We start from the raw sequence: 13,415 nt of genomic DNA, 5'->3' as shown, positions 1-13,415 counted from the left end.
GATGGCGGTGGCCGAGTTGCTCGTTGGCGGCGAAGGTTGATCGGTTGGTTGTCCCCAGGGTGAGTTCGGGAGGCGAACGGTATACCGGCCTCCGGGCCGGAATCCGTTCGAAACGCGCTCGCTTCTCGATACCGGTGCGGCTCGTGTCGGCCGTGCTCGCCGGGCTCCTGCTTTACTGGTCGTGCCCACCGCGTGAGCTGTGGTGGCTCTCCCCGATAGCGGTGGCCGGTCTCGTGCTCGCCGTGCGCGGAGGCCGTGCCCGGGCCGGCTTCTGGTACGGGCTGCTGTTCGGGCTGGCCTACACCCTCCCGCTGCTCGGCTGGCTGCTGGATTTCCTCGGTGCGCAGTTCGGTCCGTGGCCGTGGCTCGGGGTGTGTCTGGTCCAAGCGCTGTTCTTCGGCCTCGCCGGAGCGGGTGCGGCCCGGGTCACCCGCCTGCCCGCCGCCCCCGTCTGGCAGGCGGCTGTTTTCCTGGCGGCCGAGGTGCTGCGTTCCGCGCTGCCTTTCGGCGGCTTCCCGTGGGGGCGGCTGGCGTTCACCCAGACCGATGGTGTGCTGCTGCCGCTCGCGTCGCTCGGGGGCACCGCGCTGGTCGGCTTCGCCGTGGCACTGATCGGGGCGGGACTGGCCGAGTCGGTGAGCCGGTCGCCGTGGCCACTAGGCGGTGTCGAGCGCGGCCGAGGGGGGATCCGTGGCACGGTTCGGCTGTTCGTCGTGCCGGTCTGCGCGGTCCTGGTGCCCGTCATGGCGGGACTGGCGGTGCTTCCCACCGTCGGTGCGGGAAGTCGATCCGGGACCGTCACGGTGGCCGTCGTGCAGGGCAATGCCCCCAACGTCGGTCTGGATCTGCTGTATCGGGACGAGCAGCTGCAGGCGAACCACATCCGGGCCGCTCGCCGGTTGGCGGCGGACGTGGCCGCCGGACGGGTTCGACGCCCCGACTTCGTGCTGCTGCCCGAACAGGTCGGCTCCTGGGGAGCACAGCGGCGGGATCCGGCGTTGCGGCGTGTCGCCGAGCGGATCGATGCGCCGGTGATCGTCGGTGGTCTCGCTTACGGTCCGGACGGTGGGTTCAGCAATCGCATCGTGCGTTGGGGACCGGACAACGGGGCCACCGGGGAATACGTCAAGCAGCACCTGGTTCCGTTCGCCGAGAAGATTCCGCTGCGCTCGGTGGCGGGTGCGGTGAGTCCTTTCGTTCAGAGGTTCCAGCAGGACATGACCGCGGGGGAGGATCCGGGGGTGCTGGCCGCCGGACCCGCACGGCTGGGAGTGGGGATTTGTTACGACGTGGCCTACGACGACGTGTTCCGGGAAGCGGCGCGTGCCGGGGCCGATCTGTTCGCGTTACCCACCAACAACGCGTGGTACGGCCGTTCGGAGATGAGTTATCAGCAGCTGGCCATGGCCCGGTTGCGTGCGGTCGAACACGATCGTGCGGCGCTCGTGGCAGCCACCTCCGGGGTCAGTGCCGTGGTGCGGCCGGACGGGAGCGTGCGGCGGAGCACGGAGCAGTTCACCGCCGAGACGGTCGTGGCCGACGTGCCGCTGCGTTCGTCGAACACGGTGGCCACCTTCCTGGGCCGCTACGTCACCTGGTTGGTGACCGCCCTCGGCGCGGGGGCTGTGCTGTCGACCTCACTGCGGCGCTACCGCGACCGTGCGCCGAGGCGGGCCCGGTGATACGACCTACCGTTGCGGGCCGTTCGATCGCTTCGGCCGGAGGACGTGCCGCCGGCCGGCCGGATGTCGACGGCGGTGAGTGTGCGAGGGGAAAGCGATGACGAATCCGCGGCAGTCGGCGAACTCCACCGCGTCCTCGGTGCTCGTGGTGATTCCGACCTTCAACGAGCGGGAGAATCTGCGAACCATCGTGCGGCGGCTGACCACGGCCGTGCCCACCACGCACGTCCTGATCGTCGACGACAACAGCCCGGACGGGACCGGTGCGCTGGCGGACGAGATCGCCGCGGTCGACGAGCGGATCCACGTGCTGCACCGTGCCGCCAAGGCCGGGCTCGGTGCCGCTTACGTCGCGGGCTTCGACTGGGCGCTCCGGCGCGGTTACGAGGCGATCGTGGAGATGGACGCCGACGGTTCGCACGCCCCGGAGCAGCTGACCACCATGCTCGAAGTGCTTCCCCGGGCGGGCATGGTGCTGGGGTCGCGATACGTCCCGGGTGGGACCGTGCTGAACTGGCCCTGGTACCGATCCCTGTTGTCGCGGGGCGGCAACGTCTACTCCAAGTGGGCACTCGGGGTGGCGATCAACGATCTCACCGGTGGCTTCCGGGTTTACCGGGGCGAGGTGCTGCGCGAGCTGGAGCTGCACACCGTGGCTTCGCAGGGTTACTGCTTCCAGGTGGATCTGGCGATGCGCGTCGTGGAGACGGGCAGCACCGTGGCTGAGGTGCCCATCACCTTCGTGGAGCGGGAGAGCGGCGAGTCGAAGATGAACGGCTCGATCGTGCGGGAGGCACTGCTGCGGGTGACCAAGTGGGGACTGCGTCGCAGGGGGCGTCGGCTGCTTGCCTGGTTGAGCGGCGGGAGGGCACCGCTGCGACGCGGTCGGTGACATCGGCGTGCGGGGGCACGTTCGGGCTGTCGAGGAGAGCCCGGGCCCAAACCGAACGGGCGCCCGTTCACCCGGTGGAACGGGCGCCCGTGTGCGGTCGCACGGTCAGTTCGTGCTCTCGGTGGGCCGGTTACGGCGTGCGCGCAACTCCTCCAGCCGCTCGTTGAGCAGTTCCTCGAGCTCGGGGACGCTGCGGCGCTCCAGCAGCATGTCCCAGTGGGTGCGCGGCGGCTTGGCCTTCTTCTGCTCCGGCTGGCTGCCGTCGATGATCTTCGACTCGGTGCCGTGCAGGCGACATTCCCAGGTCGACGGGATCTCGGCGTCGTCGGAGAAGGGCACCTCGAACTCGTGGTCCTTGGAGCAGGCGTAGCGCACCGTCCGGCGCGGTGCGAGGTCGTGGTTACGATCCGTCTCGTAGCTCACCGCTCCGAGCCGGCTGCCACGCAGAACGCGGTCGGCCATGACGGTTCCTTTCGCTTCGGGGCCCGGGGTCCGGGCGGCTGTGCTCACCGAGTGCAACGACGTGGGCCTCGTCGTCTGTTCCCGGTATGAGGTTCCTGGTTGCCGTCGGTGACGACATTCACTCGTCAACTAGGTCGACTACCCGTGAGATGCACGGTTGCGGCGTTCGTGACGCGTTTTCCCTCTCGTAACCCACAGGTGCGTCTGAACGGGTGATAGTGCCAGAACACCCGTCACTCGGACCAAATACCAACCCGGACATGTTTCGGAATGCGACCGATCTCACTTCCTCTTTCGTGTTGATGAGCAAGCGTATCGTTACTCTTCGTAATTAATGCTGCCCTCAATCCGATAGTGACGCAAGGTACTGGAATATGCCAACACACGGATGAGCGGGGGGACAGTGTCACCGATTTGGAGCAGTGTTGCCGGCAGCGACGTGCCGGGAACCCGTACGAATACCTTTCCGGGCGATCGTCGACCCACGTCGGAGCCACTCGACATCGTTGCCCGATGTCGGGTCTCCCGGCGCGAGGTCCGGCGCGAGAGCCAGCGGGAGGTTCCCTCCGTGCGAGCATCCGGTCGACCCGGCCGGAAAACTTCGATCAGAGCACTTTGGGAGCGGGGTTGCCCGCCTGCCGGATCGCTCGGCGTACCGGCACCATCGAGACCAACAGCAGGCCCAGCACGAAGAAACCGAGCAACGACAGGATCGCCAGTCGGAACGAACCGGTCGCCTGTCCCACCGCCGCGAACAGCAGCGGTCCCACCCACGAAGTGGAGCGCTCACCGATCTGGTACAGCGAGAAGTACTCGGCCTCCTTCCCGGCCGGGATCATCTGGCTGAACAACGAACGCGACAACGCGTTCGTTCCGCCGAGCACCAGGCCGATCCCGGCCGCGACCCCGTAGAACTGCAACGGCTCCCCCTGCTGGGTGAAGAACGCCCCGGACAGCACCACGATCCAAACCGTCAGGCTGAGCATGATCGTGCGCTTGGCTCCCAGCCTGCGGGCCACCCAGCCGTGCAGCATCCCACCGAGAAACGCTATGAACTGCACGATCAGGATCGTCGTGATCAGAACCTGTCGGTCGAGACCGAGCTCCAGCTCACCGTACTGCGCCGACACCTTGAACACCGTGCTGATGCCGTCGGTGAAGACCATGTACGCGCCGAGAAAGGCCAGGGTCAACGGGAGCCGCCGTGCCTGCCGCAGCGTGGCACCCAGCTGCCGGAAACCGGCACGCAGCACCGGTCCCTCGGAACTCGCGCCCGGTCGCCTGCCCGGCAGTAGCCGCAGTGGCAGTACGGTGAACACGGCCCACCACACCCCGGCGGAGACGAATACCAGCCGTACCGCCGTGTCCTCACCGATCCCTAGCGCGTCGTGTCCGACATAGAGCATCAGGTGCAGCGCGAGAGCCACCCCGCCACCCAGGTAGCCGAACGCCCAGCCACGCGCCGACAGTCCGTCGCGTTCGTCGGCGTGCGCGATCTCCGGCAGCAGTGAGTAGTAGACCACCACGGCCGCCCCGAAACACAGGTTCGCCAACAGGAAGAGCACGGCGCCCAACAGCCAGTTCTGCCCGCCCACCAAAGCCAGCAACGCGGTGGTTCCCGCCCCGCAGAAGGCGAAGATCCCCAGCATTTTCCGCTTGTCGCGGGTCCGGTCGGCGACAGCTCCCGCGATCGGCAGGACCAGCACCTGAATCACCGCGGCCAACGCGAGCAGATAACCCCACAGCGAACCGGCCGGGAACGACCAACCCAGCACGGCGATGTCACAGCGCTGCAGCGCGTCACCTCCCGGGCAGGCCGCCGCGCCGTTGCGTGCCGTGTCGGACTCCGCTGCCCGGGTCGCCACCGTGGTCAGGTACAGCGACAGGAACACCGTCGTGATCGAGGTAGGAAACACCGAGTTGGCCCAGTCGTACCAGCACCAACCGCTGTGCTCGCGCCGCCGGGCCGTTTCCGGCGTGAACTCCGCGTCTGTGGCGGCCATGCGCTCCGTCCTCGAGATCGGTCATCGCGTCGACTACTTCGAGGACCTTTCTCGTCCGAACCGGGTGTGGCAATGCGTAGTTCCACTCAGAAGTGGTGAACCCCCTGGTTCGTCCGGCGGAGAACGATGCGCTACCGGGCCGCGTGCCACTGCTCCCGCCCGCGCAGGACGTCCCGCAGCAGATCCGGACGGTCGGTCAACACCCCGTCGACACCCACGTCCAGCAGCTCGGCCATTTCCCCCGGATCGTCCACGGTCCACACGTGCACCTCGGTGCTTCGGGCGTGTGCTCGTTCGACGAACCGCCGGTCCACGACGTGCAACCCACGATGCCTGCGCGGCACCTGGGCCGCGACTCCGACGGGTAGCGAGGCGCGGCCCACCGCCCCCGCGAGAGCGGATGCCCGCGAGCCCAACCAGAGCCCACCGATCTCCATCGGTCCCATGGAGGTGAGCAGGCGGGCGTCCCCGTGTGCCCGCAGCACCCCCAGCCTCCGGTCGGAGAAACCCGCCAGACACACCCGGTGCCAGGCGTTGTGCCGCCGGATCGTCCGCAGCGTCGCCACCACCGCCGAGTCCGCCTTGACGTCTATGTTGAGCAGCGCCCCTGGCAGTTCCTCCAGCAACTGATCCAACGAGCACACCAGTTCACGTCCTCCGACGCGCGCTTCGGAGACGCTCGACCAGCGCCGGCGATGGATCTCACCGGTGCTGTCGGTGGTCCGGCGCAGGTCGGCGTCGTGGTGCACCACCGCGACACCGTCCGAAGTGGCGTGCACGTCCGTCTCCAGGTAGTGAAACCCCTCTCGAACCGCACGCCGGAAGGCACTGAGCGAGTTCTCCAGGCCCGCCAGTTCGCCGATGTGCCAACCCCGGTGCGCGAACGCGCGGGGACGGAGCTCAGGACTCAGGAACGGGTGCTGCCGGGAGGCAGCCGGGAACGAGCCGTACATCGCACCACTGTGCAACGAGTCCCGCGGCGAGTCCGCGAGGGGTACCCGATGACTGTCGGTGTCGTCCCCCCGTCGGCCGGTACGGAAGGATTTTTCGGCGTGCCTACCCGCAAATGAGCCTGATTCGGACTAGCGTGGTCAACCGTGGAGACAACATCCGATATCGAATCGCTCGAACCACGCACCCGAACACCGCGGCACTGTTCGTGGTGCGGTCGTCGGATACCGGGCGCAGGCAGTGTCGGTCGCCCACGCATGTACTGCGCGCAGTCCTGCAGACAGCGGGCCTACGAGCGTCGCGCGGCGGTACAGCGCGGTGGACTGCCGGAGGACGCGGTGGTGCTTTCCGGGGCGGAACTCGACGATCTGCAGGACAGACTGTTCCAGCTGCGGTGCGCCGCCGAGGACGTCGCCACGGCGGCGGGTGAGGGTGCGGAACAGGCGGAGGTACGAAGTCTGGCGCAGCAGCTGCTGGACAGCGCGCGTGACTTGGAACGTATCCGCTAGCACGATGAACGGCCCTCTCCGTTGCTCCGAACGGAGCATTGCCAACAGCGGCGTGGTTGGCCAAGATGATACGCCGAACGCTGCCCCAAGCGAGTGATCGCCGCGACGACACCGCGATCGTCGCAGCACGGTCACTCCGGTACCGGCTAGGAAGCTACAACGTTGCCCCCAAACTCAGCGGTTTGCGGCCTGCGCCGCGCCGAGCTGCGTACTGCCGATCCCGCCGCCACCGCAGGCTTCTACCGGAAACTGCTGGACTGGACGGTGTTGCGATCCGAGGAAGGCTTCGAGTGCTGGGTCGGTGAGCGCAAGTGCGCCACGCTCCGCACGAGCCGTTCCCGACGAACCCCGCAGTGGCAACTCGTGTTCGCGGGTGCCACCACGGACGGAGATCTCTCGGGCCCGGAGGACACCTGCGCGAGCATGGTCAGAGGCCGCGCACAGCACGGCCCGTGGGCGCCACCGCCCCGCAAGGGCGAGCCGTGCTGGGTCGAACTGCGCACCGCACAGGCGGAGTCCGCCGACAGCTTCTGGAGCGAGTCGTTGATCTGGACGGTGCGGACGGACTCGCCGAGGACGAGTTACACGGTGGGGGAACGCGCGGTGGCGGCCCGGAGCGGTCCGCGCGGTGCGGCGGAGAGCACCGGTTGGCTGTGCTACTTCGTGGTGGGCGCACTGGACGAGGCAGCCGAACGCGTCACGGAACTCGGGGGATCGGTACTGGAACGCGCGCCGCACGACGTACTGGGGGAGTCCGTCGTGATCGCCGACTCCGACGGGGTCGTCTCCGCGCTGGTGGGGGAGACGACCCGCTGGGGCGGCTGAACCGTTCGCCGCGGGCTGCGGTCACTCGGACTCGGAACCCCTGGACAGTTCGCCCAGCACCCGGTGCGTTCGGTTCGCTCGCACGGACAGCCGCTGTTCGCGCGCCGTCACGTCTATGTAGGCCTGGCTCGAATTGATCGAGGCGTGCCCCAGCAGTTTCGCGATCTCGGTGGCGTTCGCACCGTCCTCGGCGAGCCGGGTCGCGAAGGTGTGACGCAGCGCGTGCACCATGGCACCGCGCTGCACCCGGTCGGAAACCCCCGCGGCACGCAGCGACTGCCGAACCAGGTACTGCAGCCCGCCGCGCCGCAGCGGCTCACCCCGATGGTTGACGAACAACGGCTCCCCACCGGGAAGTCGCCGCCCGAACCGCAGCCTGCGGCTTTCCAGGTAGTCCTCCAGCACTCCCTCCAGGGACTCGTCGATCGGTATCGACCGGTTGGAACCGCCCTTGCCGCGGACGTGCAGCCGACGTTCGCCGCTTCGGCCCGCCAACGCCGAGACGGTCAGATCCAGCAGTTCCGCCGAGCGCAGTCCCGTGCACAGCAGAGTGGACAGTATCGCCAGATCCCGCTCCGGCCAGGGGTTCCGTGCCTTGCGGGCACCCTGGGCGATCAGCCGCAGCAACCGCTCCGGGGTTTCCTCGCCGTTGAGCGGTTTCGGGGTGGCCGCTGCCAGCCGCGGCTTGGGTACCACGGGCATCGGGTTCCCCGAGGCCGCGCCCTCCACGACCAGGAACCGGAAGAACCCGTTCCAGCTCGACCACGCGCGGGTGACCGACGAAGCCGAACGACTGGCGGCGTGCCGGGCGAACGCCGAACGCAGCGTTTGGGCCGTCACGGAATCCACGGGCAGCCGCTCGCCGTCCGTTCCCGTCGTCTCGGCCAGCTCAGCGGTGATCGATTCGAGGTCGCGCCGGTAGGCGCGCAGTGAGTTCTCGGCCAGTTTCCGTGCCTGCAGGTGCTCCAGATAGGCCTCGACCCAGTCGGTGAGGGGCTGCCGGCCCGGCGTGTCCCGCGTACTCGTTGGCACCGTGACACCTCCCGACGTGGTTGGTTGCCGGAACGATCCGGCGTCGTCGTCCGAAGTCGATCATACGAGAACGCGCGACGGTCGGCGCGTTCCGTGCGGATCTCCCGGTGACCGGCACCGCTTCGCGCCGGTCACCGTGTGGCGGGAGATGCGTCCGGATCAGGAGGTGCGCAGGAAGTGGTCCAGTACCCGGGTGCCGAACCGCAGCGAGTCCACCGGGACACGTTCGTCCACCCCGTGGAACAGCGCGGAGAAGTCCAGATCCGCGGGCAGGCGCAGCGGGGCGAAGCCGAAGCAGTTCATGCCCAGCCTGCTGAACGACTTCGCGTCGGTGCCGCCCGACATCATGTACGGCAGGGTGCGGGCCGCCGGGTCCTCGGTGAGCAGGGAGCGGCTCATGGACTCGACGATCTTGCCCTCGAACCGCGTCTCCACCGGGGGCAGACCGACCCACTCGCGTTCGACGTCCGGGCCGAGTACCTCGGCCAGCTCCCGGTCGAACTCCTCCTCGCGACCGGGAAGAATGCGGCAGTCGACCGAGGCCTCCGCCACCGAGGGGATCACGTTGGCCTTGTAACCGGCGTTGAGCATCGTCGGGTTGGCGATGTCGCGGACGGTGGCTCCGATGATGCGGGATAGATTGCCCAGCTTGGCGATGGCGCCGTCGAGGTCGTCCTCGGGGAAGCTCCAGCCGGTGAGCTCGCTGACACCGTCGAGGAACTCCCGCACGCTGTCGTTGAGCACGATCGGGAAGCGGTGCTGCCCGAGTCTCGCGACGGCCTGGGCGAGCTGGGTCACCGCGTTGTCCTCGTGCACCATCGAGCCGTGCCCCGCGCGGGCGCGGACCCGCAGCTTGAGCCAGCGGATTCCCTTCTCCGCCGTCTGGATCAGATAGGCCCGGACGCCGTCGCCGAAGGTCACCGAGTAGCCGCCGACCTCGCTGATCGCCTCTGTGCAGCCCTCGAACAGCTCCGGGCGGTGGTCCACCAGCCACTGCGCGCCCTGCAGGCCGCCGGCCTCCTCGTCGGCGAGGAAGGCGAACACGATGTCGCGTGGTGGCGTGATGCCGTCACGGCCGAGTCGGCGGGCCGTGGTCAGCGTCATGGCGACCATGTCCTTCATGTCGACCGCGCCGCGGCCCCACAGGTAGTCGTCCTGCACCGCCCCGGAGAACGGATGCACCGACCATTCGGTCGGGTCGGCGGGGACCACGTCCAGGTGGCCGTGCACCAGCAGGCCGCCGCGCTGTCGGTCGGCGCCGGGCAGACGGGCGATGACGTTGCCACGTCCGGGGGTGTCCCCGGATTCCACGTAGGTGGTCTCGAATCCGACCTCGCCGAGTTTCTCGGCCACGTACTCGGCCGCCGGACGTTCCGGGTTCAGGGTCGCCGGATCACCGGTGTTGGTGGTGTCGAACCGGATCAGCTCGCTCGCCAGCGTGACGACCTCGTCCTCGGCCCGGCGTAGTCCCGGATCCGTGCTCGACCGGTCGTCGTTCTCGGGATCAACATGTGCGCTCACCTGGCCTTTCTACCACTTCCGGATCAAAAGAGGGGGGTGGTTGGCGGGCCGCTGTGTCGATCGGTTATCGTAGTATCACAACGCAATGAGGGGCTCGGAAGAAACCGAGTCGATGTTGCCGCGTCGGAGTGGCGGAAACGGTAGACGCGCTAGCTTGAGGTGCTAGTGACCTATTAATGGTCGTGGGGGTTCAAGTCCCCCCTCCGACACACTGTCAGGGGAAATTTCCCCGATATGCGAGGTTCGAAGGTCTGTTGTCGCGGCACCGTGGGTGCCGCTTTTTCTCATGTCGTGACGCGCTGGCTGTGCGTGGGCCGTGCTGTGGCCGCCGGGGTGGTGGTCGGCATGGCTGAGTCGGTCGTGTCCGCGGTGGTTCCCGGTGCCGGGCGTGGTGAGTCCGCCCGGAGTTCGGTGGCTGGTGGGGTGTCGCCGCGTGCGTTTCCGCTGGCCGAGGTGCCGGAGTTGAACCGGGTGGCCGCGTCCACGGGCAACGATCCCGCATTGGACACGCTGCTGCTGCGGCTGCACACCGAGACCGCCTGCCGCCGGGGCGGGGCCCTCACGCTGAGGGTGACTGATCTGGATCCGGATCAGTGTCTGGTGCTGCTGCGAGAGAAGAACGACACGGTGCGGTGGCAGCCGGTCTCACCGACGTTGATGCTGCACCTGCGCGAACACGCCGACCAGCGGGGCGCGCAGGTGTCCGGTGATGGTCGGGCGCGGCGCTACCGTAGCGGAGCGGCGTTGACGCATCGCCGGTATGACCACCTGTGGCACCGGGCTCGGGAAGCACGTGTCGTGGGTGGCCACCCAGCAGGTCAGTACTCATTGGTTGCGGTACACCACCCTGACGTGGGTGGAGCACCACTTCGGCTACGCGGTGGCACGGGCCTAAGCCGGCCACACCGACAGCGCGGGCGAGAGCGGAGTGACGGCCACCTACGTACGTGCCGGGCTGCCCGAAATCGCCGCGGCGTTGAGCGCCCTGACTGGAGAGGACCACCCACTGGTACTGGCGGGCTAGATAGTCACGTTCCTGTCTCCGGTCTTTCCGGAGGGCGCGGTTGGGTAGGGCTGGCCGGTAGTCGCTGAGGGCGAGTAGGGCCAGGGTTTGTTCGACGACCCAGCGTACGGGCTGGTTGGTGTCCCGGGTGCCACGACGGCTGATCAACGGACGGATCCCTAGTTGCCGCAGCAGATGTCGGTACGTGTCGTGATCGTAGCCGCGTTCAGCGACGAGGACCTCGGGCTTGTGTCGGGGACGGCCACGACGGCCGCGTACTGGCGGGATCGCCTCGACCAGCGGTAACAGTTGGGTGATGTCGTGCCGGTTGCCGCTGGTGAGCGTGACGGCTAGCGGAATGCCGCCGCCATCGCAGATCAGGTGGTATTTCGAGCCGGTCTTGCTCCGGTCGAGGAGGGCTCGGCCCTGTCTTGGGGCCTCTTTTTGGCGCGAATGTGGGAGGCATCCGCACACGCCCGGGACCAGTCGATCTGCCCGGCCGCGTTGAGCTCGGCCAGTAGTACCTCGTGGAGCTGGCCGACGACCCCTGTTTCCTGCCAGTCCCGCAGGCGCCGCCAGCACGTCATCCCGGATCCGAATCCCAGCTGGTGCGGCAGGTCCTCTCAGCCGATGCCGGTGACCAACACGAGCAGGATGCCCTGCACCACCTGCCGATCCGGCAACGGTTTCGGACCTGCCCGGCTCGCTGGCCGCACCGGCAACAACGGCTCGACCCGCTCCCACAACTCGTCCGAGACCACCCACGGCGCAGCCATCAACCAAGATCATCCCATCCTGGCATCACCAACATGTTAGGGGCTCTAAAGCTGACGTCGTCGAACATTGGGTAGCTCGCCGAAATCGTGCGCAAACTCCGCTGAGCGGAGCAGGCTGGTCCAGCGTGTGTCGCGGTGACACGTTTCCGACGTCACTCCGGACACGCGGGCCGAATGTCGACTGAGTCATATCGCGAGAGAAACCTCTTGGGTGAACATGAATGTCGGTAGTCTGGGGGCGTCTACTGTCAATACCTCCGTTAAGACACCCTCTTAACCCACTTGCCCCCGTCCGAAATCAGCCGCCTGTTCTAGGATCTACTGGGCATCTCACTCGAGCAGATCACCCATATTCTGGCCTGGTCCACCTGGCGACGATGTCACCAATATCGCAGTAGCAGAGCTCACTTCCGGCGAAAATCTACAAACGAACCATGATCATCGAGAGCTACGGCTGCACTACTAGTCTAACCGAGTGAACATTGTTCCGCTTGAGTTGACCAAGCTTCTCCGGTTCGATAGAAATATGCATCAGATTCACAAAGTTGGAGAGATTTGCTTTGTCGAACTGAGGCGGAAAGATTTTGGCACCGTGAAGCTATACAGACGGGTTGAATCCTGGGGTTCGACGTAAAAAGCAGCGATGTTTCCTGTGTGAGGATTTTCGGTTTGGACCGAGGAGTGCTGGAGCATGTACACTGTATCCGACCAGTTGATAAAAACAGATAAAATCGAGTTGCTCGACTGCACGCTCCGAGATGGCTCGTATTCTGTCGACTTTCAATTCGAAGAAGATTTCGTCATAGACCTTCTCGAGCGAATCAATGAAACACCTATATGCAAGGTTGAGATTGGTCACGGTTTCGGCGTTGAGGCGGAACAATCGGGAATTAAGCCATGCAATATCGACCACTATAAGTGGTGTGAAATAGCTTGTTCGGTTCTGACTAGCAAATCTTGGGGGATGTTCGCGCAGCCAGAATTCACGCAACTGGATACTGTGGCGAAACTGTGCGATCGTGGCATGTCATTTGTTCGGGTCGGTATGGAACCAGACAGAGTGCCTGAAAACCTCGAGTATATCCAGCAAGCAACTGACGTCTGCGAACAAGTCTACCTAAACTTGATGAAGTCAAGCGCTACTCCAGTAAACGAGCTACTTAGCTTGCTCGATGGGGTCAGTCCGAGCATTGCTGGGTTGTACATTGTAGACTCTTATGGTGCGATGCTTCCCAGAGACGTCCACGAGTACGTCAATGCAGTCAGGAAGCACTTCTCGATGATCGGGTTCCACGGTCACAACAATCTTGGTATGGCCAACGTAAACAGCGTTACAGCTATTGAATCTGGCGCGACAATTGTCGACGGCACGCTTAACGGTATTGGCCGAGGTGCTGGAAACGCGGAGATCGAGTCACTGGCTGGTCTCCTGACTGTCCTGGACACTGACAGATTCGACTACAAGAAGCTAGCCAAGCTTGCTGAACTCTGCCGGGTCAACATGGCTGCTATCCCAGAGGATCGAGAAATGCAGGTGCTCGGCAGTGTGATCGGGATCCACTCGGGGTACTTCTCACTGGTCGAAGAGCTTTCTACTGAGTACGACACCGACCCTGCCCGTCTCATGGAAGTCGCGGTCAGTCTAGCAGCGCAAAGCCCAAGCAAGGCCGATATGCGGGCCGCAGCACGGCAGATCGCCGACTGCTCTGAGATGCAATCTAACTCTCATTCTAGCCAGCCGACACTCTAGGAGGAACGC

General features: G+C 66.0%; 12 protein-coding genes, 1 tRNA gene and 1 pseudogene. 7 read left to right on the top strand and 7 right to left on the bottom strand.

Features of this window, described 5'->3' with window-relative positions; translation table 11 throughout:
* Positions 1-143: 143 nt before the first annotated feature.
* Together lnt and BM394_RS02835 are read left to right on the top strand one after the other, a co-directional pair.
* The gene (gene lnt / locus BM394_RS02840; RefSeq protein WP_245779930.1) at positions 144-1,682 is read left to right on the top strand and encodes an apolipoprotein N-acyltransferase; all 1,539 of its coding nucleotides are present in this window, start codon (positions 144-146) and stop codon (positions 1,680-1,682) included.
* Between the two features lie 97 nt (positions 1,683-1,779).
* Positions 1,780-2,574, top strand: coding sequence for a polyprenol monophosphomannose synthase (locus BM394_RS02835; protein WP_092973369.1), 795 nt, complete (start codon positions 1,780-1,782; stop codon positions 2,572-2,574).
* Between the two features lie 105 nt (positions 2,575-2,679).
* On the opposite strand, the gene BM394_RS02830 is transcribed toward BM394_RS02835, so the two are convergent.
* From BM394_RS02830 to BM394_RS02820, 3 genes are all read right to left on the bottom strand, one after another.
* Positions 2,680-3,036 (bottom strand): RNA polymerase-binding protein RbpA, encoded by a 357-nt coding sequence (locus tag BM394_RS02830; protein WP_092927937.1) that lies wholly within the window; start codon positions 3,034-3,036, stop codon positions 2,680-2,682.
* A 605-nt stretch (positions 3,037-3,641) separates the two neighbouring features.
* A complete protein-coding gene (locus tag BM394_RS02825; protein ID WP_092973367.1) occupies positions 3,642-5,039 on the bottom strand; it encodes an MFS transporter in 1,398 nt (465 codons plus the stop codon).
* A gap of 131 nt (positions 5,040-5,170) precedes the next feature.
* Positions 5,171-5,992, bottom strand: a complete 822-nt coding sequence (locus tag BM394_RS02820; protein WP_092973365.1) for a glycerophosphodiester phosphodiesterase family protein — start codon at positions 5,990-5,992, stop codon at positions 5,171-5,173.
* A gap of 144 nt (positions 5,993-6,136) precedes the next feature.
* Between BM394_RS02820 and BM394_RS02815 the strand changes: the two genes are divergently transcribed.
* Both BM394_RS02815 and BM394_RS02810 read left to right on the top strand, forming a co-directional pair.
* Positions 6,137-6,499, top strand: a complete 363-nt coding sequence (locus tag BM394_RS02815) for a hypothetical protein (RefSeq protein WP_342752583.1) — start codon at positions 6,137-6,139, stop codon at positions 6,497-6,499.
* A 162-nt stretch (positions 6,500-6,661) separates the two neighbouring features.
* Positions 6,662-7,324 (top strand): VOC family protein, encoded by a 663-nt coding sequence (locus tag BM394_RS02810; RefSeq protein WP_092973363.1) that lies wholly within the window; start codon positions 6,662-6,664, stop codon positions 7,322-7,324.
* A gap of 21 nt (positions 7,325-7,345) precedes the next feature.
* Here BM394_RS02810 and BM394_RS02805 read toward each other — a convergent pair whose 3' ends face one another.
* Positions 7,346-8,356 carry a tyrosine-type recombinase/integrase gene (locus tag BM394_RS02805; protein WP_092973361.1) on the bottom strand — a complete coding sequence of 337 codons (1,011 nt, stop codon included), beginning with the start codon at positions 8,354-8,356 and terminating at the stop codon, positions 7,346-7,348.
* Between the two features lie 159 nt (positions 8,357-8,515).
* Positions 8,516-9,877 (bottom strand): M20/M25/M40 family metallo-hydrolase, encoded by a 1,362-nt coding sequence (locus BM394_RS02800; RefSeq protein ID WP_092973359.1) that lies wholly within the window; start codon positions 9,875-9,877, stop codon positions 8,516-8,518.
* A 122-nt stretch (positions 9,878-9,999) separates the two neighbouring features.
* Here BM394_RS02800 and BM394_RS02795 point away from each other — a divergent pair.
* Positions 10,000-10,086: transfer RNA gene (locus BM394_RS02795), tRNA-Leu, on the top strand.
* A 75-nt stretch (positions 10,087-10,161) separates the two neighbouring features.
* On the opposite strand, the gene BM394_RS22965 is transcribed toward BM394_RS02795, so the two are convergent.
* Complete coding sequence (locus tag BM394_RS22965; protein ID WP_217643337.1) at positions 10,162-10,440, bottom strand: hypothetical protein; 279 nt, start codon at positions 10,438-10,440, stop codon at positions 10,162-10,164.
* 197 nt (positions 10,441-10,637) lie between these two features.
* Between BM394_RS22965 and BM394_RS23880 the strand changes: the two genes are divergently transcribed.
* A complete protein-coding gene (locus BM394_RS23880; protein ID WP_281246416.1) occupies positions 10,638-10,772 on the top strand; it encodes a hypothetical protein in 135 nt (44 codons plus the stop codon).
* 201 nt (positions 10,773-10,973) lie between these two features.
* On the opposite strand, the pseudogene BM394_RS22650 reads toward BM394_RS23880, so the two are convergent.
* Positions 10,974-11,656, bottom strand: a pseudogene (locus BM394_RS22650) (IS5 family transposase); the annotation flags it as partial.
* A 691-nt stretch (positions 11,657-12,347) separates the two neighbouring features.
* Here BM394_RS22650 and BM394_RS02775 point away from each other — a divergent pair.
* Positions 12,348-13,406, top strand: coding sequence for a beta/alpha barrel domain-containing protein (locus BM394_RS02775; RefSeq protein ID WP_092973355.1), 1,059 nt, complete (start codon positions 12,348-12,350; stop codon positions 13,404-13,406).
* Positions 13,407-13,415: the final 9 nt, after the last annotated feature.

Source organism: Actinopolyspora lacussalsi subsp. righensis, from assembly GCF_900116555.1.
GTDB lineage: Bacteria > Actinomycetota > Actinomycetes > Mycobacteriales > Pseudonocardiaceae > Actinopolyspora > Actinopolyspora lacussalsi.
Note: the sequence above shows the minus strand (reverse complement) of the source record. Positions and strands in the feature narration are given on the sequence as shown.

What these genes read in the sequence shown, in the direction of transcription:
- BM394_RS02775 (WP_092973355.1), top strand. Translation starts at nt 12,348, where the DNA reads ATGTACACTGTATCCGACCAGTTGATAAAAACAGATAAAATCGAGTTG.
- BM394_RS23880 (WP_281246416.1), top strand. Translation starts at nt 10,638, where the DNA reads ATGACCACCTGTGGCACCGGGCTCGGGAAGCACGTGTCGTGGGTGGCC.
- BM394_RS02825 (WP_092973367.1), bottom strand. Translation starts at nt 5,039, where the DNA reads ATGGCCGCCACAGACGCGGAGTTCACGCCGGAAACGGCCCGGCGGCGC.
- BM394_RS02830 (WP_092927937.1), bottom strand. Translation starts at nt 3,036, where the DNA reads ATGGCCGACCGCGTTCTGCGTGGCAGCCGGCTCGGAGCGGTGAGCTAC.
- BM394_RS02820 (WP_092973365.1), bottom strand. Translation starts at nt 5,992, where the DNA reads ATGTACGGCTCGTTCCCGGCTGCCTCCCGGCAGCACCCGTTCCTGAGT.
- BM394_RS02835 (WP_092973369.1), top strand. Translation starts at nt 1,780, where the DNA reads ATGACGAATCCGCGGCAGTCGGCGAACTCCACCGCGTCCTCGGTGCTC.